The organism is Pseudomonas sp. NFX224, assembly GCF_048565165.1.
Lineage (GTDB): Bacteria > Pseudomonadota > Gammaproteobacteria > Pseudomonadales > Pseudomonadaceae > Aquipseudomonas.
Window position 1 is genome coordinate 5,045,880 of record NZ_CP183416.1, and the last position, 19,532, is coordinate 5,065,411.

The window sequence follows — 19,532 nt, forward strand, 5'->3', positions numbered from 1 at the left end:
GATCCTGGGGGAACTGCCATGAACCTGACCCTGCTCAAAGAATTCTTCGCCGGATTCCTGCGCACCCGCCACATCGCCCGCCACTTCCGTCGCCTGGCGCTACTGGAAAACTTCACCGACACCACGGTCAGCCGTGAGGTGCCGCCGACCCTGGCGCAAACCCTCGTCAGCGCCGCCGGCAGTGACACCGTCCTGTTGCTGGATGCGCTGGGCAGCCACACCGATGGCTTGAGTGAACTGCAAGCCCAAGCCCTGCGTGGGCAATTCGGGTTCAATGAAGTCGAGCACGAACAACCGCTGCCGTGGCGGATCCATCTGTGGCACTGCTACAAGAACCCGTTCAACCTGCTGCTGACCTTGCTGGCGGTCATCTCCTGGCTGACCGAGGACATGAAAGCTGCCACCGTGATTTTTTCCATGGTGGTGCTCTCAACCCTGTTGCGCTTCTGGCAGGAAAGTAAATCCAACCAGGCTGCCGATGCGCTCAAGGCGATGGTCAGCAACACCGCCACGGTGCTACGTCGCGACGAAGCCCGTCGTGAGTTGCCGATCAAGCAACTGGTGCCGGGCGACCTGATCGTGTTGTCGGCCGGTGACATGATTCCCGCCGATTGCCGGGTGCTCAGTGCCAAGGACCTGTTCGTCAGTCAGGCGGCCATGACCGGCGAATCGATGCCGGTGGAAAAATTCCCGCGTCAGCAGGACAGCTACACGCTCAACCCTCTGGACCTGGACAACATCCTGTTCATGGGCACCAACGTGGTGTCCGGTACGGCGATGGCAGTGATCCTCACCACCGGCAACAGCACTTATTTCGGCGCACTGGCTCAGCGCGTCGGCGCCACCGATCGCGCTCCGACTTCGTTCCAGACCGGGGTCAACAACGTCAGCTGGCTGCTGATCCGCTTTATGTTCGTCATGGCGCCGCTGGTGCTGTTCATCAACGGTTTCACCAAGGGCGACTGGACCGAAGCGCTGCTGTTCGCGCTGTCGATTGCCGTGGGCCTGACCCCGGAGATGCTGCCGATGATCGTCACCTCGACCCTGGCCAAGGGCGCGGTGTTCCTGTCGCGTAAAAAAGTCATCGTCAAACGCCTCGACGCGATCCAGAACTTCGGCGCCATGGACGTGCTGTGCACAGACAAGACCGGCACGCTGACCCAGGACAAGATTTTCCTGGCACGCAACGTCGATGTCTGGGGCAACGATTGCGATGACGTGCTGGAAATGGCCTACCTCAACAGCTACTACCAGACCGGCCTGAAAAACCTGCTGGATGTGGCGGTGCTCGAACACGTGGAAATCCATCGTGAACTGAAAGTCGGCACGGCGTTTCGCAAGGTCGACGAAATTCCGTTCGACTTCACCCGCCGGCGCATGTCGGTGGTGGTTGCAGAACGCGATCAACCGCATCGGTTGATCTGCAAAGGTGCCGTGGAAGAAGTGTTGGCCGTGTGCACGCGCGTGCGTCACGGCGTGGTGGATGAAGTGTTGAGCGAAGAACTGCTGGCGCGGATTCGTCAGGTCACTGCGGCGTTCAATGCCGAAGGCCTGCGGGTGGTGGCCGTGGCTGCACGGCCGATGATCGAGGGTCGCGACACCTACAGCCTCGCGGATGAACAGGCACTGACGCTGATCGGTTACGTGGCATTCCTTGATCCGCCAAAAGAAAGCACCGCACCGGCGCTCAAGGCATTGGCAGCGCACGGCGTGGCGGTGAAAGTGCTGACCGGCGACAACGAGTTGGTGACCGCGAAGATCTGCCGCGAAGTCGGGCTGGAGCAACAAGGCCTGCTCATGGGTAACGACATCGAGCGCATGAGCGACGCCGAACTGGCGATGGCGGTGGAGACCACAAACGTCTTCGCCAGACTCACCCCGTCGCACAAAGAGCGCATCGTGCGCCTGCTCAAGGTCAACGGTCATGTGGTTGGCTTCATGGGCGATGGCATCAACGACGCCCCGGCCTTGCGCACCGCCGACATCGGGATTTCCGTCGACAGTGCCGTGGACATCGCCAAGGAAGCGGCCGACATCATCCTCCTGGAAAAGAGCCTGATGGTGCTGGAGGAGGGCGTGCTGGAAGGTCGGCGGACCTTCGCCAACATGCTCAAGTACATCAAGATGACCGCCAGCTCCAACTTCGGCAACGTGTTCTCGGTGCTGGTGGCCAGCGCGTTCATTCCGTTCCTGCCGATGCTGCCGATGCACCTGCTGGTGCAAAACCTGCTCTACGACATTTCGCAGATTGCCATCCCGTTCGATAACGTCGATGCCGACATGCTGCAAAAACCACAACGCTGGCAACCGGCGGATGTCGGGCGGTTCATGCTGTTTTTCGGGCCGATCAGCTCGATCTTCGACATCACCACGTTTGCCTTGATGTGGTACGTGTTCGACGCCAATACCCCGGATCACCAGACGTTGTTCCAGTCTGGCTGGTTCGTGGTCGGGCTGCTGACCCAGACGCTGATCGTGCACATGATTCGCACACCGAAGGTGCCGTTCCTGCAAAGTCGCGCGGCCATGCCATTGATGGTAATGACCGGGATCATCATGGCGGTGGGGATTTTCCTGCCGATGGGGCCGCTGGCGCACTACTTCAAATTGCAGGCGCTGCCATCGCTGTACTTCGTGTTCCTGCCGGTGATTCTGCTGGCGTACATGGGGCTGACTCAGGCGGTGAAGGGGTTCTACATTCGACGGTTCGGCTGGCAATGATTGTAGGAAGTTGCGCGAGGTATTTAGGAATAGTCCTACAGAAAGCACTGCGGGTCTTCCGTAGCCTTGCCCCCTCGTTAATCTGACCCGGGGGCCACGTTGTCCAACAAGTCCTTACGTATCCTGATTGCTGATGAACAACACTTTAATCGGATGAAAATCGAGCGACTGTTCAACCAGCTCGATTACTTCCGGGTCGCGCCGGTGCCGAGCCTGGAAGAGCTGCTCACTCTGGTGGAGTACGCCTGCGAACCTTTCGATCTGCTGGTCGTCAATGCTGCGCTGGCAGGCGCGAAGCTGGACTTGCTGGATTTCTGCCTGGACAACCGGCAACTGGATCGCGTGTTGATCTATGACGGCCAGCAGACCGATCTGCTGCCGATCCCGGCCTGCGGGCAGCAGAAGGTTCAGGTGAGTCATGCCTTGTTGCCTGACTTCGCGTCGATCCAGCGCTTGATGGCGCTGGTTGATCCTCGTCTACCGTTCGTCGGCACTGTCATTTCTGTCAGGTAGTGCGGCGCGGTTTTCCGTGCCAGAGTCTATGCGCAGCGACTGCGTTTGGTTCGGGCCTTGCCCTCGGGCAATCGCTGCCCGGTCGTCGTGTGTTTGCCCAGGGAGTTGCCATGAAGTCAGTGCTGATTGTGGACGATCATCCGGTGATTCGCGGCGCGGTCAAAATCGTCCTCAAGCTTGAGGGCTACAAACGAATTTACGAAGCCTCCAACGGCAATGAAGTCTTGCCGATGATCCGCGAGCATCAACCGGAACTGGTGGTGCTGGATTTGAACATCCCGTCCCTTGACGGGCTGGACGTGCTGGCACGGATAAAGGGGGGGGAGGTGCCGTGTCGCGTCGTGGTCTTCACCTCCCAGGAACCGATGTTTTATCAGGATCGCTGCATGCGCGCCGGTGCTTCGGCCTACGTCGCCAAGACCAACGATCTGCAGCATCTGCACAAGGCGGTACATGCCGTGATGGGTGGCTACACGTATTTCACCCGTCTCCCGTCGAGTTCGGTGTCGATGAGTTCGTTGCAACGTAGCGAAAAGCAGATGATCGACAATTTGTCGGACCGTGAATTGACGATCTTCCAGCACTTGGCCCGAGGCATCAGCAACAAGGCCATTGCTGAAATCATGCATCTGAGCCACAAGACCGTCAGCACCTACAAAACCCGGTTGACCGAAAAGCTCAACGTGGAGTCGTCGGTGCATCTGCGCGATCTTGCCCGACGCAACCATTTGATCTGAATGAATACCGTGCGCCGTCTGCATCGCCTGAAATGCCTGTTGGTGCTGGGGCTTGGCCTGTGGGGGGCGAGTGCCAGTGCCGAGCCGCAAACCCTGACATTGCTCGGACGCTCCTACGTGGAAGGGGTGACGGTCAAGCTATCGAAGTCTGACGCTCGCTGGCTGCAGCAAAAGGGTCGGTTGGTGCTGGCCGTCTCTGCCCCGGACTATCCCCCCTTTGATATCACCACCACAGGTTATGCGCTCGAAGGGGTGACGGCGGACTACGCCGGGCTGCTCAAGCAACTGTTGCAGGTGGAGGTCGACGTCCAGCGTTATGCATCGCGAGGCGAGGCAGTCCGGGCGCTCAAGCAAGGGGCTGCGGACCTGCTGGGAACGGCCAACAGTTATGAGGCGCAAGATCCACAGCTACAAATGTCCAGCGCCTATGCGGACGATCAACCGGTACTGGTGACCCGCACGGGATCGCCGCGAATACTCGACCCGACGCTGGCCGGCAAGCACCTGGCGATGTTGTATCACTACTTGCCTGAACAAAACGTGCGGCAATTCTACCCCCGGGCGCAGGTCGAGCTGTTTTCGTCGACGCTGGGAGCCGTGGGGGCCGTGGCTTTCGGGCAGGCGGATGTCTACCTTGGCGATGCAATCAGCGTTCATTATCTGATCAGCAAAAACTACCTGAACAACGTGCAACTGGCCGACTTCTCGCCTCTGGAATCCGGTCGCTTCGCCTTTGCCATGGCCCGCGACAACCCGGCGTTGCTGCGCATCGTCAACGAGGCCTTGTCGACGATAACGGCCAATGAGCAGATGAACATTCTGCGGCGATGGGGGGCGAGCGGAGTGTCCATGCCGGGCACGCAGTCATTGCAATTGAGCGTGGCCGAACAGCGTTGGCTCGACCGGCACCCACGTGTCAGTGTGGCGATTAACGAGAATATCCCGCCCATCACCTTCATCGACAGCGAGGGCAATTACCGTGGGATTGGTGTCGATGTGCTGGCGAAAATCAGTCTGCGCACCGGTCTGCAATTCGACATCCGGCCCATGCATTCAGTGGCTGACATGTTGAAGGCGATCAAGAGCGGCCAGGTCGATGTGCTGGCTGGCATAGGCCTCAGTTCCCGTCGTGAAGAGGACTTGCTGTTTACCCGGGCTTTTTTGACCAGCCCTTCGGTGCTGGTGACGCGCGTGGCGCCGGACAGCCCCCGGACGCTGGATGATCTGGCCGGAAAAACCCTGGCGCTGACCCAGGGCAACATTGCCAGCGAGTTCATCCGCCAGCACTTTCCATTGATCAGGTGCATGGATGCGCCGTTGTCCGCGGATGCCATGGAAATGGTCGCCCAAGGCAAGGCACAAGGCAGCATCAATTCATTGATCAGCGCCCGTTACCTGATTTCCCGGCAATACCGTGATCGTCTCCAGGTCAGCAGTACGGTTGGCATCGACCCCGCGCGCAGTACCCTGGCGACCAGTCGCGATGCCACCGAGCTGCATTCGATCCTGGACAAGGCATTACTGAGTATCCCCCCTGAAGAAATCGACGAGCTGATACTGCCCTGGCGCAATGACCTGATGGTGGAGCAGAGCTATTGGCTGCGCCATCGACAAAGCATTTTTCAGGCGTTCGCGGTCGCCGGTGCCTTGCTCCTGCTCGCCATGGCGTGGATCGCCTGGCAGCGTCGGCAGATCCGCCAGCGCCAGCAATTGCTCGCCCAATTGCAGGAAGCCAAGGATGCCGCCGACGATGCCAATCGGGCCAAAACCACGTTCCTGGCGACCATGAGCCATGAGATCCGCACGCCGATGAATGCCCTGATCGGCATGCTTGAGCTGGCGCTGAAACGGGCAGATGAGGGCGTTACCGACCGCGCGGCCATCGAGGTCGCGTCAAATGCCGGGCAACAGTTGCTGGCCTTGATCGGCGATATTCTGGACATCGCCCGTATCGAGTCGGGGCATCTGTCGGTATCACCGGAGCGGGCCAATCTACAGGCGCTGGTGGTGTCGGTGTGCCGGGTCTTTGAAGGCCTGGCCCGGCAGAAAAACTTGCAGTGGCGGGTCGAAATGGACGAACACAGTGACCGCGACGTGCTGATCGATCCCACTCGTTTTAAGCAGGTGTTGTCCAACCTGGTGAGCAATGCCATCAAGTTCACCGACAAGGGAGAGGTCAGCCTGAAATTGTTGGTCGAGCCTGTGTCGCCGGAACGCCTCGCGGTCAGCGTGCGTATCGAGGACAGCGGCATCGGCATCAGCGCCTTTGACCAGCAGCGACTGTTCAGCCCGTTCGAGCAGGCCGGGAACAACCCGCTATCGGGCCGCCAGGGTTCCGGGCTGGGACTGGTAATCAGCCGCACGCTGTGCGAAATGATGGGCGGCCAGTTGCAGCTCGACAGCGATCTGGGGCGAGGCACCCGGTTGGACATCACCCTGGAACTGCTGGCGTTGCATCCATTGCCCGCCCCTGCAACGTTACCGGACCAATCCCGGGTGAAGACCCGACCACTGACGATTCTGGTGGTGGACGATTATCCGGCCAATCGGTTGTTGCTTTCGCGGCAACTGAGTTATCTGGGGCACCGCGTACAGCTCGCCGAGGACGGTCGGCAAGGGGTCGAGCAATGGCGTGAGCAGGCCTTCGACCTGGTCATCACCGACTGCAACATGCCGGTGGTCAGCGGCTATGAACTGGCGGGTGCGATACGCGATGAGGAACGCTTTGGCGTGGAGCAACCGACGGTGATTCTGGGCTTCACCGCCAACGCACAACCCGAAGAAAAAAACCGCTGTATTGAAGCAGGCATGGACGATTGCCTGTTCAAACCGATTCGACTGGTCGACCTGAGCGGATGGTTGGCTGTGAGATTTTCCAGCGAATCGCCAGACGTGAGCGAAGCGCCACCCGGCACCGAAATCGATTTAAGCGGGCTGCAGCATTTCGCGGGTGCCGACAGCGAGCTGATCCTGCAACTGTTGCGTGATGTGGCGGCGACCAATCGCGATGATCGCGAACGCCTGCTGCACGAGCATGCCAGCGGCAATTGCCACGGTTTGCAGGATCTGGCGCACCGTATCAAGGGTGGGGCGCAGATGATCCGGGCGCGTGCGCTGGTGGATTGTTGCGAACGACTTGAGCGTGCCTGCGGCGAGGGCGATGCAGCACTGATCGACGCCGCCGTCGATCAGTTGTATCAGGCCATGACGCGCCTGGACCAAAGTCTTGAGCAGGGCTGAAGATCAGTCCCAGGCCGGTGCAGACCAAATCGATGACTACCTGGCCTGCAAGCGAAACGTCCCCAGGCCAGAAAGTGAGTGGTGTGTGCCGGCCTCATCGCGAGTAGGCTCACTCCCACATTGGATTTGCGTAGACCACAATCCACCTGTAGGAGCGAGCCTGCTCGCGATGGTCGCGACTCGGTCTAAAGCCTACCCCCGCGTCTCAAGAATCATGCAAGTCGTCGACCCGGTCGCATACAGCCGCCCATCCACGTCATAAATCCGCCCCTCGGCCAACGCCGTCGAGCGCCCCAGATGAACAATCTTGCCCTCGGCCCGCACCGGTCCGCTGGCGCTGTTCAAGGCGCGGACATAACTGATGCGCAGATCCAGCGTGGTGTAGCCCTGGCCTTTTTTCAGCTGCGTATGAATCGCGCAACCCATGCATGAATCCAGCAACGTCGCGGCGTAGCCACCGTGCACCGTGCCCAGCGGGTTGTAGTGTCGTGAGTCCGGTGTGCCCTGGAAAATGAACACGCCGGCCGACCATTCGATCGGTATGAAATCCATCAGTGTGCCAATCGGCGGGGAGGGCAGCGTGCCGTCGCCGATACCTTCGAAAAACTCTGCGGGCGTCAGGGCACTGACTTCGGCCATGGACAAACTGCCGGGCCCGGCGAGGCGGGCGCGCATGGCCTGCTCCTGAGCGATCCATTGGGCGAGCGTGACGTCGCGGGTTGGGCTTTGCATGAGATCAAGTCCTCGGACGGGAACGGATATTATGGTTGTAATCCTTAAAGATATTATGTCCGAAATAAAAACTCCACCAGTCCCATGTGTCGCCGGCCTCAAGCGATATCGCTGTGACTGAATTCCTCCCCAAGAAAGTCGATCAAGCTGCGCACCGACGGCAGCAACCCTCGGCGCGAAGGAAAGATTGCGTGGATGATGCCGCTTTTCGGTGCCCAACCCGACACCAGTTCAACCAATTTCCCGGTAGCGATTTCATCGCGTACCACCACGCTGGGCAGGTGCACGATGCCGACCCCGGCGGCCGCCGCATGGCGCAAGGCCAACAGGTCATCGGTGACCATCCTCGGTGCGTGCCGGATCAATGCGGTGCTGCCCTCGGCGCCGAACAGTTCCCACTGATATTCACGTTGCGCCGCGCCCCAATGCAGACTGGGCATGCCGCTCAGGTCCGCCGGCGACGGCGACGGCGGTGTCGACAGGCGTTCGGCGAACGCCGGGCTGCCGACGACGCTCTGGGTACTGTTGCCCAATCGGCGGCTGCGAAACCGTGATGTTCCACCACTTGGGTGAAGTAGTAGAGGGTGTTCAGGTCTTCCACCATCGTTCTCCAGATAGAACGCTAAGGCTGATTTTTGCAGTCTAGCGCAGCAAAGGACACGGTTTTAAGCTTTGTCCATGGCTTCACTCACTTCATCAGGAGACACCATGAAAAACATCATCGGTATCTACACCAGTCCTCGCGGCCATTGGGTTGGCGACGGTTTTCCGGTTCGCACGCTGTTTTCCTACGACAACCTGGGTAAACACATCAGCCCGTTCCTGCTGCTCGATCACGCCGGCCCCGCTGAATTCACCCCGACCACCGAACGGCGTGGCGTTGGTCAGCATCCACACCGCGGCTTCGAAACCGTGACTATCGTTTACAAGGGCGAACTGGAACACCGCGACTCCACCGGCAGTGGCGGCAAGATCGGCCCAGGCGACGTGCAATGGATGACCGCCGCCTCGGGAATTCTCCACGAAGAGTTCCACTCCGAAGGTTTCGCCAAGAGCGGTGGCACCCTGGAAATGGTCCAGTTGTGGGTCAATCTGCCGGCCAAAGACAAAATGGCCGATGCCGGATATCAGACGATTCTCGATGACGACATTCCGAACATCGCCCTGCAAGACAACGCCGGCAGCCTGCGCCTGATCGCCGGCGAGTTCGACGGCCGTAAAGGACCGGCGCGGACCTTCACGCCGATTGACGTCTGGGACCTGCGCCTGAAAGCCGGCAAGTTGCTCACCCTGGATCTGCATGAAGGACGCAATACCGCACTGGTGGTCTTGCGCGGTGCGGTTCAGGTCAATGGTCTGGAATCGGTGCGTGAAGGGCAGTTGGCCCTGCTCGATCGCAAGGGCGATCAGTTGACCCTTGAAGCTAGTAAAGACACGGTGGTGTTGTTGCTCAGCGGCGAACCGATCGACGAACCGATCGTCGGCCACGGCCCGTTCGTGATGAACACCGAGCAAGAAATCCACCAGGCGTTCGCCGACTTCCAGTCCGGCCGCTTCGGCCAGATGCACGGTTAAACCGTTTCGCTTCAACACTCCGCCCTACACAGGACGCATAGGCCGGTTGTCGGGCCAGGGATGGCTGTTGCCTGTCAAAAAGAGGAAACGCTCATGAACACCGTCAATGCTGCCAACTTCAATGGTCAAAAACCGACCATCGACCCCAACGACGCCGCAATGCTGTTGATCGACCCAAGGCCCAGCAAGTGGCCAACGAGCACGAAAAGCTGGATTCCGAACGTTAACCGGTTACTTCACGCCGATTTTCAATCGGCACCGATAACTCAATCAGGACCACTGCAATGACTACTTCTTACAAGCGACTCGACAAGGATAACGCCGCCGTTCTGTTGGTGGATCATCAGACCGGCCTGCTGTCGCTGGTGCGCGACATCGACCCGGACCGTTTCAAGAACAACGTGCTGGCTCTGGCTGACCTGGCCAAGTACTTCAAGCTGCCGACCATCCTCACCACCAGTTTCGAAACCGGCCCCAATGGCCCGCTGGTGCCGGAGCTCAAGGCGCAGTTCCCGGACGCGCCGTACATCGCCCGTCCAGGCCAGATCAACGCCTGGGACAACGAAGATTTCGTCAAGGCGATCAAGGCCACCGGCAAGAAGCAATTGATCATTGCCGGCGTGGTGACTGAAGTGTGCGTGGCGTTCCCGGCACTCTCGGCCCTGGCCGAAGGCTTTGATGTGTTCGTGGTGACCGACGCTTCCGGCACCTTTAACGAACTGACCCGTGAATCGGCCTGGAGCCGCATGACCGCGCAAGGTGCGCAATTGATGACCTGGTTCGGCCTGGCCTGCGAGCTGCACCGCGACTGGCGCAACGACGTGGAAGGCTTGGGCACGCTGTTCTCCAACCACATCCCGGATTACCGCAACCTGATGACCAGCTACAGCACGCTGACCAACAGCAAGTAACTCAGGCAATACACCTCACCCCTGTAGGAGCGAGCCTGCTCGCGATGGCGGTAGAACAGACACCTTTGCTGTGACTGTCAGACCGCTATCGCGAGCAAGCTCGCTCCCACAGTGTTTTGTGTTGTTCTGACGACATCAATTGCTCCTACACTGTGCTCAATCTGTAAGATCTTTTGTTCATCGTCCCGTGCTGGAGTTGCTTGATGCTGTCGTTGCTCGCTGAACACCCGCTGATCTGCGCCTTGGTCTTGATCCTGATCGATCTGGTGTTGTGGCGCTTGATCGATGCCAGCCATCACAACTGGAAACTGCTTGCGCGGCTGGTGATTTTTTCGTTGTACAGCGTTGTGTTGTTCAACGAAGGCATGAACCCGATGGTGCCGGCACCGTGGGTGGACAACGTGCCGCTGCACCTGGCGGCCACCGGTTTGCAGATCACCTGGTGGCTGTTCGCCGCGCGCACCCTGACGGTGATGATCGGTGCCGTGATGATGCAGCGGGTCGGGCACACCGGGCGATTGCTGCAAGACTTGCTCGGGGCGGTGATATTCCTGATTGCCGTTATTGCGGCCCTGGCCTATGTGCTCGACCTGCCGGTCAAAGGCGTCCTGGCCACGTCCGGCGCCTTGGCGATCATCGTCGGCCTCGCATTGCAAAGTACCCTCAGCGACGTGTTTTCCGGGATCGTCCTCAACACCACCAAGCCCTATCAACTGGATGACTGGATCGCCATCGACGGCACCGAAGGCCGGGTAATCGACATCGATTGGCGTGCCACGCGGCTGCAGACTTCCCAGGGCAGCATGATCGTGATTCCCAACTCGCTGGCGGCCAAGGCCAAGATCACCAACTTCAGCCGACCCAGCGACATGTTCGGCGTTTCCATCAGTTTGCAGGTCAGCCCCCATGTTCGTCCGCAAACCGTGATCGATGCCCTTGAGCGGGCGATGCAGGGCTGCCGCATTCTGTTGAGCGCGCCCGGCCCGAAAGTGGCACTGAAAAGCTCCACCGCCGCTGGCGCGGAGTATGAAATCAGCGGGTTTGTCGCCTCGATGAGCGAGAAGCGCACGGTGCGCAATCAATTGTTCGATCTGGCGTATCGGCACTTGCACGCATCGGGGATCAATTTGCTGTCGAGTGTGGAGCCCAATCCGGAGAGCGATTCTTCAAAGCCACGGGCGTTGCTCGACAGTTCGCCGATTTTCTCGACCCTACGCCAGGAAGAGAAAGAAACTTTCAGCCAGAACATGAACCTGCAAACCTTCCGCGCCGGGGAGACGATCCTGGCGGCGGGGGAGGTCAGCCATCACTTGTTCATCATCGAATCAGGGGTGGTTTCGGTGACGCTGAACATCCACGGTGCGCCCATCGAAACCGGGCGCATGGGGCCGGGGGAAGTGATCGGCGAGGCCGGTATCCTGACCGACACCTCATCGGCCGCCGAATTTGCCGCGAAGACCTTTTGTACGCTTTACAGCATCGAAAAGGATTACCTGAAACCGTGCCTGGATGCCCGTCACGACATCAACGATGCGATGAAAACCTTACTGGATTTCCGCCTGCACAAAGTGCAATCGCTGATTCAGGAAGAGCCGGTGGTGGTGCGCAAGAAAGGGTTTTTGCAGTGGTTGCTCAAGCGGGCTTAGCGGTGAATGGCCGCTGCGCGGATCGCTGGCAGGCTAGCTGTGTAAACCCACCACGTTGTTCACAAATGCTACCCGGCACAGCTTGCAGGCGAGAATGACCAAGGCCCGGGCACTGGCTATGTCGGCCGTTTGGCCGTGCATCGGCAGTAGCGCCGCGCAGCCCAGGGCAATGCGCAAAAACGAATGCTTGAACATCAATGACTGACCGCGTCAGACCCTCGGTTCGACCGACAACCAGTAGCGGGTCAGGCGGCTGATGTTCAGCGGCAGGGTATCGCTGAGCAGGCGCAGACTGGCGTCGGTGTCACGCAGGGAAAACGCGCCGGACACCCGCAGCGCCGCGACGTCCGGGTGGCAGCGCAAGACGCCCGGTCGGTAGCGGCTCAGTTCGCCCAGCAGTTCATCCAGGCGCATGTTGTTTGCCAGCAACATGCCCTTGTCCCAGGACACGGCCTCGATGTCGAAGCTTTCGGGGGCATCGAGCCTGTTCAACTTGAAGCTCTGGCGCTCGCCGGCGTTGAGGGTCGTGCTTTGGTGCAGCAGTTGCGGCGTGACCACCACCTGTCCTTCGAGGACTGAAACGTGGCTGCGTGAGCCCTCGGTCCGTACGCAAAACCGCGTGCCCAGCGCACGTGCAGTCCCTTGGGGCGTTTCGACGATAAATGGCAAGGCTCCGAGGTCTTTCGCGGTGCTGATCAGTACCTCGCCGTTGAGCAACATGACGCGTCGTTCACGTGGGTTGAAAGCAATATTCACCGCACTGTCGGTGTTGAGCAGCAACTGGCTGCCATCGGGCAATTGCAGGTTTTTCTGCTCGCCCACGGCGGTGCGCTGGTCGGCGGTCCATTGCTCCCAAGGCAGGTGTTGCGAAGCGATGCCCACCGGCCCGGCCATCAACAGCAAGCCCAGGCGGGTGAGGGTTTGCCGGCGACTCAGACCTTCTTTGCGCGAAGCCCGTTGCAGGGTTTGCATGGCGAGGTTGGCCGGTACGCCACGGAAATCTCCGAGCAACACTTCGGCCCGCTGCCAGGCCTGGGCATGCTCGGCGCTGCGGTTGCGCCATTGGGCGATGGCCTGGTGGTCGGCAGGGGTGGCCGTGCCGGAATGCAACTGCACCAGCCAATCGGCGGCTTCGCCGAGAATTTGCGGGTTGATCATCGACGAGTTCATCAGGCGACACTCAGGCAGGCAATGAACGCCGCGCGCATGTGGCGCTTGACCGTAATCAGCGAGACATTCAGCCGAGTGGCGATCTGGGCATAAGTCAGGCCTTCGATCTGCGACAGTAGAAAGGTATCGCGGGTAACGGCCGGCAGTTCCCGCAGCAGTGCTTCGATGCGCCACAGGGTTTCGAGGATCAGCAGACGGGTTTCCGGCGATGGCACCTCAGCCATCGTCAAAAGTGCGATGGTTTCCAGGTACGCGCGCTCGATGTCCTGGCGCCGCCAGCGGTCGATCACGAGGCCCTTGGCGATGTGCGTCAGCAACGCCCGCGGTTCGCTGCCCAGTGGTTTGACCACCTGGCGCGTCAGCAGGCGCAGGAACGTATCGTGAGCCAGGTCGGCCGCATCACAACGGTTACCCAGTTTGCGGTGCAGCCAACCTTGCAGCCAACCGTGATGTTCGCTGTAAAGGGCGTGGATTTGCTGGTTCAGAGGCTGATCGGCGGACGACATGGCGGGCAGATACTCAACTCGGGCATCCTGCGTGAGTGCAATTAAGAATTGATCGCATTCTAGTGGCCCGGACCGAGTGAAGGCAATTCTCATTTGGAACTTTCTTTCAGTGTTGATGCCAGTGGCCTCCTCGACTTCTGAGGAATTGGCTATTTGTGCAATTCGCCCGTGGGACTAACGTAGTGACACACCCACTTGCCCTGGAGCACGTAATGCAACCGCGCATCGATTTCTACACCGCTAGCCCTGACGCCCTGAAAGCCATGATTGCCCTGGAAACGGCCGTTTCCAAGTTGCCGCTGGAAAAGAACCTGATCGAACTGGTCAAGCTGCGTGCTTCGCAAATCAACGGCTGCGCGTTCTGCATCGACATGCACACCGCCGACGCGATCAAGGGTGGCGAAACCCCGCGTCGTCTGTTCGCCGTAACGGCCTGGCGCGAGGCGCCGTTCTTCACTGACCGTGAACGCGCCGCGCTGCTGTGGACCGAATCCCTGACCCAACTGAGCTTGACCCATGCTCCGGACGAAGATTACGAAGTGGTCGCCGCCCAGTTCTCGCCCAAGGAAATGGTCGACCTGACCGTGGCCATCAGCACCATCAACAGCTGGAACCGCTTGGCAGTCGGTTTCCGCAAAACGCCTCAGGCCTAATGAGCCAGCAAGCGTGCCGAACCTCAATGCGCATCGGCACTCGGCGCCGCCGGTGGTTGCACCTTGCGCATCAAGGGCACCATGGCCGTGGCGATGACGAAGCACACCCCGATCATCAGGAACGCGTCGCCGTAGGTTTGCGTCTGCGCTTCGCGGTAGGTCAACAGCCAGAGTTGATGCAGGCTGGCCGTCACGCTGATATCGCCGGTCTGGCCCAGGGCGGCGAAGTTGTTGCCGACCTGGGACAGCCATTGGTTGAGCGCCTCGTTGGTGCTGTTGAGGTTCTCGGCCAATCGGGTGAAATGCAGATTGGTGCGGTCATTCAGGATGGTTGCGCACGCGGCGATGCCGATGGCGCCGCCGAGATTTCGCATCAGATTGAATAACCCGGAAGCATGCTTGAGCCGCGACGGTGCGAGACCGCCGAGGGTCAATGTCACGGCCGGCGGCACCGCCAGTTGCTGGGCAATCCCGCGCAAGGCTTGCGGCAGCATCAATTCCTTGGCCCCCCAGTCATGGGTGATCGGGCTGAAATCCCACATCGATAACGCGAACAAGCCAAGGCCGGTCATCATGATCCAGCGCAGGTCGACGCGGTTAGCCAAAAAGGCGTACAGCGGAATCGCCATGATCTGGAACACGCCGGTGGAGAAAACCGCCAGACCAATGTCCAGTGCGCCGTAACCGCGAACCCGGCCGAGAAATAGCGGCGTAAGGTAAATGGTGGCGAACAGGCCGATCCCGGTGACGAACGAGAAGAAACAGCCGAGGGCGAAGTTGCGGTCCTTCAAGGCGCGCAAATCGACGATCGGGTTGGCCACGTGCAGCGTCCGGCCAATAAACGCCAGACCCGACAGGCCACTGATCCACGCGGTGGTCAGAATCGTGCTGTCGCTGAACCAGTTCCAGCGCGGGCCTTCTTCGAGGGTGTATTCCAGGCAGCCGAGGAATAGCGCCAGGAACACCATGCTTATATAGTCGGCGCCTTTGAGCAGCGACAGTTCCGGTTGATCGATCTTCACCAGCATCGGCACGGCCACCGCGACGAAAATGCCGGGGACGAGGTTGATGTAAAACAGCCAGTGCCAGGACGAAATGTCGGTGATCCAGCCACCAATTACCGGCCCGAGGGTCGGTGCCAGCGAGGCCACTGCGCCAATGGTCGCCGCGGCGATCACCCGTTGTTTTCCGGTGAAGAAGACGAACGCGGTGGTGAACACCATCGGGATCATTGAGCCGCCAAGAAAGCCTTGCAGTGCGCGGAAAGCGATCATGCTCTGGATGTTCCAGGCCGCGCCGCAGAGCAGGCTGGTCAGGGTAAAACCCACGGCTGACGCGCAAAACAGCCAGCGCGTGGAAAACACTCGCGAGAGCCAGCCGGACAGCGGAATCACGATGATCTCGGCGATCAGGTAGCTGGTTTGTACCCATGCGGTTTCGTCAGTGCCCGCGGACAGTCCGCCGCCAATATCACGCAACGATGCCGAGACGATCTGAATGTCCAGCAGCGCAATGAACATGCCGATGCACATGCTGGCGAAAGCGAAGACTTTGGTCGCCGTGGCCATGCTCGCAGCATTGAACGGTTGCGCCGGGGCGGCGAGGGTACGGCTCATGGCGCGCTGGCCACGGCTGTCGTTTCAGGCTCCTTGCGCGTGTCCACTTCAGCGGTCACTGACAGACCGGGACGCAGATGACCGAGCACGCTGTCGGCAGGATCAAGGTGAATTCGCACCGGCACCCGCTGTACGATTTTGGTGAAGTTGCCGGTGGCATTTTCCGGTGGCAGCACGCTGAATTGCGAACCGCTGGCCGGTGCGAGGCTGTCGAGGTGACCGTGGAACTCCTGGCCCGAGAGCACGTCGGCGTGAATCACCACCCGTTGCCCCGGCACCATGCGCGCCAGTTGGTCTTCCTTGAAGTTGGCATCGACCCATAGACCGCTGGACGGCACCACCGACAGCAGTTGCGAACCGGCCTGAGCATAGGCACCGACCCGTGCCCGGCGGTTGCCGATTACGCCGTCCACCGGGGCTTTCAATTCGGTATAGCCGACATTCAACTGCGCCAGGTCACGCTCGGCCTTGGCTTGTATTAACGCGGCGCGGGCTTGCTGCTTCTGTGTGGCGATCACGTTCAATTGCCGTTGCGCCGCCAGCAATTCGGCCTGGGCGCGGTTGCTTTGGGCCTGGGCGGTCTTGAACGTGGCGTTCGCCCGTTGCGCACTTTCCACCGAGACGGCGCTGGTGGTGACCAGGCGTTTGTAGCGAGCATCGTCATCCCGCGAACGGGCGGTTTCCGCCCCGGCGGCATCGATGCCGGCGCGGGCCTGGCCGATCACCGCCTGTTGCAGTTGTTCGGTGGCATCGAGATTGGCGAGCAGGGCTTCTTCAGCCGCCACCGCGCCTTCGGCTTTGGCCAGGTTGGCGCGGTAATCGCGCGAATCCAGACGAATCAACACGTCGCCAGCCTTGACCTTCTGGTTGTCGGTCACCAGCACTTCGTCGATGTAACCGGCGACCTTCGACCCGATCACCGTTACGTCGCCACCGATGTAAGCGTCGTCGGTTTCCTCGATGAAACGGCCGGCTGTCCACCAGTGCGTGGCGTACACGCCAACCAGCACCAGCGCCGCGATGCCTAATGTCGACAAGAGCAGGCGTTTGAGCAGGGGCGGTTTGGCGGTGGTCACCGGGGCAGCCAGGTCAGGTTCAACGGAGGACATGCTGGTCATGAAGGATTACCTGTCGGAGCGGTGTTATTTATGATGCATGTAATATGACGTAGGTAATATATTGTTGCAATTGGTTTTCTCTGCCGATGGTCGGGTGGTGAGAGGGGGAATCAGCTCCTGAACTGTCTGATGAACCACAGAGGGAGATTCTACGTGCAGGACGCGATGCTCGAACACGGCGCCTACCTGTGGGCTCTACTCGACCTTGGCGCGCCTTTGTACCTGTGTGGCAACAAAAGCAATCTGGAGCGGGCGATCGACGGGGCGATTATCGAGCCGTCGGAAAAGCTGCCGACGCTACCGTCCACGGAAGTCGCGGTGATCGGCGACGAGCCCCGCACCCAACATATGCTGCAACCTTTGGTCGCGTTGCTGACCGAAGGTCTGATGTCGGGTACGAGCCTCACCGGATAGATAGCGCGATTAGACGCGTTCGAAAATCGCCGCAATCCCCTGACCACCACCAATGCACATGGTCACCAGCGCGTAACGGCCGCCGGTGCGATGCAGTTCGTGGATGGCTTTGGTGGCGATGATCGCGCCGGTGGCGCCGACCGGGTGACCGAGGGCGATGCCCGAGCCGTTTGGGTTGACCTTGGCCGGGTCGAGGTCCAGTTCCTGGCTGACGGCACAGGCCTGCGCGGCGAAGGCGATGTTGGCTTCGATCACGTCCAGGTCGGCGACGGTCAGGCCGGCGCGCTTGAGTGCCAGGCGCGTGGCGGGGATCGGACCCAGGCCCATCAGTTCCGGCTCAACGCCGGCGTGGGCGTAGCTGACCAGGCGGGCGAGCGGTTCCAGGTTGTTGACCTGCACCGCGCTGCCGGTGGCCATGACCAGTGCGGCGGCGCCGTCGTTCAGGCCGGAAGCGTTGCCTGCGGTGACCGAACCGTCCTTCTTGAACGCCGGCTTCATACCGGCCAGCTGTTCCAGCGAGGTAGCGCGCGGGTGCTCGTCGACGCTGAACAGCTTGGTGCCCTTGCGATCCTGGATTTCCACGGTCGCGATCTGCTCGCTGAAGTAGCCGTTGGCGATCGCATGGGCGGCGCGTTTCTGGTCTTCAAAGGCCAGGGCGTCTTGCATTTCGCGGGTGATGCCGTTGCGCGCGGCGACGTTCTCGGCGGTGATGCCCATGTGAATGCTCTGGAACGGGTCATGCAGGATGCCGAGCATGTAGTCGACGGCTTGCACGTTACCCATGCGCGAACCCCAACGGGCCGATGGCAGCAGATACGGGCCACGGCTCATGGATTCGGCGCCGGCACCGACGACGATGTCGGCATCGCCCAGCAGCAAGGTCTGCGCGGCATTGATGATCGCTTGCAGGCCCGAACCGCACAGGCGGTTGACGTTGTAGGCCGGGGTTTCTTTCGGGATACCGGCGTTCATCGCGGCGACGCGGGAGATATAGGCGTCGCGGGTTTCGGTCGGGATCACGTTGCCCATCACCAGATGACCGACCAGCGCCGGGTCCACGGCAGCGCGTTGCAGCGCGGCTTTCACGGCTGTGGTCGCCAGGTCGGCCAGTGGCACGTCTTTGAGCGAGCCGCCGAACGTGCCGATGGCGGTACGGGCGGCGCTGACGACGTAGATTTCTGGAGTGTTCATGGCTGGTTTCCTTTCGGTGGATTCTTATCTGTACTGCGATTGAGCAGGGCGTTCAACGCGGTTTTCGCCTCATCGCTATTGAGGCGCTGGATGAACAGCGTGTTTTCTTCGCGCAGGGTGGCTTGCAGTTCTTCCATCCCGGGCTGCTTCATCAGTTGCCGGGATTGGTGCAAGGCCTGTTGAGGCATTGCCAACAAGCGTTGGGCGATTTTTTTTGCCGCCGCCAGGCATTGCTCGCCGTCATCGAAGGCTTGGTTGGCCAACCCCCAGGCCACCGCTTCGTTTCCGTCGAAGCTGTCACCCAACAGCAAAAGGCGTGCGGCCCGGGCCTGACCCAGCAGGCGCGGCAACAATAGGCTGGCGCCGAACTCCGGGCACAGACCGAGGTTGACGAACGGCGTGCGCAGCTTGGCGTTGCGGGTCACCAGCACCTGATCGCAATGCAGCAGCAACGTGGTGCCGATGCCGATGGCGGCCCCGCACACCGCTGCAATCAGCGGCTTTTGCAGGTGAGTCACGGCGCGCATCAGGCGGAACGCCGGGCTGTCCAGGTGCGTCGGCGGCTCTTGCAGGAAGTCCACCAGGTCGTTGCCGCTGGTGAAACAGTTCGGTCCACCGGTCACGATGATCACCCGGACGTCTTCGTTCTCGTCAGCGGCAAACAACAGATCGGCCAATCGCGTGTACATGGCGTTGGTCAGCGCGTTGAGCTTGTCCGGGCGGTCGATGGTCAGTGTCAGCACGCCATCGTGTAGTTCTTGTTTGATCAGGTCGGTCATGGGAGGCGCC

General features: G+C 60.5%; 16 protein-coding genes and 2 pseudogenes. 10 read left to right on the forward strand and 8 right to left on the reverse strand.

Features of this window, described 5'->3' with window-relative positions:
* The first annotated feature begins 18 nt into the window (after nucleotides 1-18).
* The 4 genes from mgtA (at nucleotide 19) to ACNYC6_RS22995 (ending at nucleotide 7,211) form a co-directional block, all read left to right on the forward strand.
* Nucleotides 19-2,721 (forward strand): magnesium-translocating P-type ATPase, encoded by a 2,703-nt coding sequence (gene mgtA, locus ACNYC6_RS22980; protein ID WP_419709295.1) that lies wholly within the window; start codon nucleotides 19-21, stop codon nucleotides 2,719-2,721.
* A 99-nt stretch (nucleotides 2,722-2,820) separates the two neighbouring features.
* On the forward strand, nucleotides 2,821-3,234 hold the full coding sequence (locus ACNYC6_RS22985; RefSeq protein WP_419709296.1) for a response regulator: 414 nt from the start codon (nucleotides 2,821-2,823) through the stop codon (nucleotides 3,232-3,234).
* Nucleotides 3,235-3,344: 110 nt separating this feature from the next.
* The gene (locus ACNYC6_RS22990) at nucleotides 3,345-3,971 is read left to right on the forward strand and encodes a response regulator (protein WP_419709297.1); all 627 of its coding nucleotides are present in this window, start codon (nucleotides 3,345-3,347) and stop codon (nucleotides 3,969-3,971) included.
* Nucleotides 3,972-7,211, forward strand: coding sequence for a transporter substrate-binding domain-containing protein (locus ACNYC6_RS22995; protein WP_419709298.1), 3,240 nt, complete (start codon nucleotides 3,972-3,974; stop codon nucleotides 7,209-7,211). It abuts the gene before it with no gap.
* Between the two features lie 192 nt (nucleotides 7,212-7,403).
* Here the strand turns inward: ACNYC6_RS22995 and ACNYC6_RS23000 are convergent, their stop codons facing one another.
* Both ACNYC6_RS23000 and ACNYC6_RS23005 read right to left on the reverse strand, forming a co-directional pair.
* Complete coding sequence (locus ACNYC6_RS23000) at nucleotides 7,404-7,943, reverse strand: PaaI family thioesterase (protein ID WP_419709299.1); 540 nt, start codon at nucleotides 7,941-7,943, stop codon at nucleotides 7,404-7,406.
* A gap of 98 nt (nucleotides 7,944-8,041) precedes the next feature.
* Nucleotides 8,042-8,476 (reverse strand): annotated as a pseudogene (locus ACNYC6_RS23005) (LysR substrate-binding domain-containing protein); the annotation flags it as partial.
* A gap of 175 nt (nucleotides 8,477-8,651) precedes the next feature.
* On the opposite strand from ACNYC6_RS23005, the gene ACNYC6_RS23010 reads away from it, so the two are divergent.
* From ACNYC6_RS23010 to ACNYC6_RS23025, 4 genes and pseudogenes are all read left to right on the forward strand, one after another.
* A complete protein-coding gene (locus ACNYC6_RS23010; RefSeq protein ID WP_419709300.1) occupies nucleotides 8,652-9,518 on the forward strand; it encodes a pirin family protein in 867 nt (288 codons plus the stop codon).
* Nucleotides 9,519-9,611: 93 nt separating this feature from the next.
* Nucleotides 9,612-9,692 (forward strand): annotated as a pseudogene (locus tag ACNYC6_RS23015) (hydrolase); the annotation flags it as partial.
* Between the two features lie 110 nt (nucleotides 9,693-9,802).
* Nucleotides 9,803-10,429 (forward strand): isochorismate family cysteine hydrolase YcaC, encoded by a 627-nt coding sequence (gene ycaC / locus ACNYC6_RS23020; protein WP_419709301.1) that lies wholly within the window; start codon nucleotides 9,803-9,805, stop codon nucleotides 10,427-10,429.
* Nucleotides 10,430-10,632: 203 nt separating this feature from the next.
* Nucleotides 10,633-12,075: a mechanosensitive ion channel domain-containing protein gene (locus tag ACNYC6_RS23025; RefSeq protein WP_419709302.1), complete on the forward strand. Its 1,443-nt coding sequence runs from the start codon at nucleotides 10,633-10,635 to the stop codon at nucleotides 12,073-12,075.
* Nucleotides 12,076-12,285: 210 nt separating this feature from the next.
* Here the strand turns inward: ACNYC6_RS23025 and ACNYC6_RS23030 are convergent, their stop codons facing one another.
* Both ACNYC6_RS23030 and ACNYC6_RS23035 read right to left on the reverse strand, forming a co-directional pair.
* A complete protein-coding gene (locus tag ACNYC6_RS23030) occupies nucleotides 12,286-13,245 on the reverse strand; it encodes a FecR domain-containing protein (protein ID WP_419709303.1) in 960 nt (319 codons plus the stop codon).
* Entirely contained in the window at nucleotides 13,245-13,751 is a 507-nt protein-coding gene (locus ACNYC6_RS23035; protein ID WP_419709304.1) for a sigma-70 family RNA polymerase sigma factor, read from the reverse strand. Before ACNYC6_RS23035 ends, ACNYC6_RS23030 begins: the two co-directional genes overlap by 1 nt.
* Nucleotides 13,752-13,963: 212 nt before the next feature.
* Here ACNYC6_RS23035 and ACNYC6_RS23040 point away from each other — a divergent pair, with 212 nt between their 5' ends.
* Entirely contained in the window at nucleotides 13,964-14,404 is a 441-nt protein-coding gene (locus ACNYC6_RS23040) for a carboxymuconolactone decarboxylase family protein (RefSeq protein ID WP_416129153.1), read from the forward strand.
* 23 nt (nucleotides 14,405-14,427) lie between these two features.
* Here the strand turns inward: ACNYC6_RS23040 and ACNYC6_RS23045 are convergent, their stop codons facing one another.
* Together ACNYC6_RS23045 and ACNYC6_RS23050 are read right to left on the reverse strand one after the other, a co-directional pair.
* Complete coding sequence (locus tag ACNYC6_RS23045; RefSeq protein WP_419709305.1) at nucleotides 14,428-16,020, reverse strand: DHA2 family efflux MFS transporter permease subunit; 1,593 nt, start codon at nucleotides 16,018-16,020, stop codon at nucleotides 14,428-14,430.
* Nucleotides 16,017-17,138 (reverse strand): HlyD family secretion protein, encoded by a 1,122-nt coding sequence (locus ACNYC6_RS23050; RefSeq protein WP_419709306.1) that lies wholly within the window; start codon nucleotides 17,136-17,138, stop codon nucleotides 16,017-16,019. Before ACNYC6_RS23050 ends, ACNYC6_RS23045 begins: the two co-directional genes overlap by 4 nt.
* 153 nt (nucleotides 17,139-17,291) lie before the next feature.
* On the opposite strand from ACNYC6_RS23050, the gene ACNYC6_RS23055 reads away from it, so the two are divergent.
* Complete coding sequence (locus tag ACNYC6_RS23055) at nucleotides 17,292-17,552, forward strand: hypothetical protein (protein ID WP_419709307.1); 261 nt, start codon at nucleotides 17,292-17,294, stop codon at nucleotides 17,550-17,552.
* 9 nt (nucleotides 17,553-17,561) lie between these two features.
* On the opposite strand, the gene ACNYC6_RS23060 is transcribed toward ACNYC6_RS23055, so the two are convergent.
* Together ACNYC6_RS23060 and ACNYC6_RS23065 are read right to left on the reverse strand one after the other, a co-directional pair.
* Entirely contained in the window at nucleotides 17,562-18,743 is a 1,182-nt protein-coding gene (locus ACNYC6_RS23060) for an acetyl-CoA C-acyltransferase family protein (protein ID WP_419709308.1), read from the reverse strand.
* Nucleotides 18,740-19,522, reverse strand: a complete 783-nt coding sequence (locus ACNYC6_RS23065; protein WP_419709309.1) for an enoyl-CoA hydratase — start codon at nucleotides 19,520-19,522, stop codon at nucleotides 18,740-18,742. The genes ACNYC6_RS23060 and ACNYC6_RS23065 overlap by 4 nt, the downstream gene beginning before the upstream one ends.
* Between the last annotated feature and the right edge of the window lie 10 nt (nucleotides 19,523-19,532).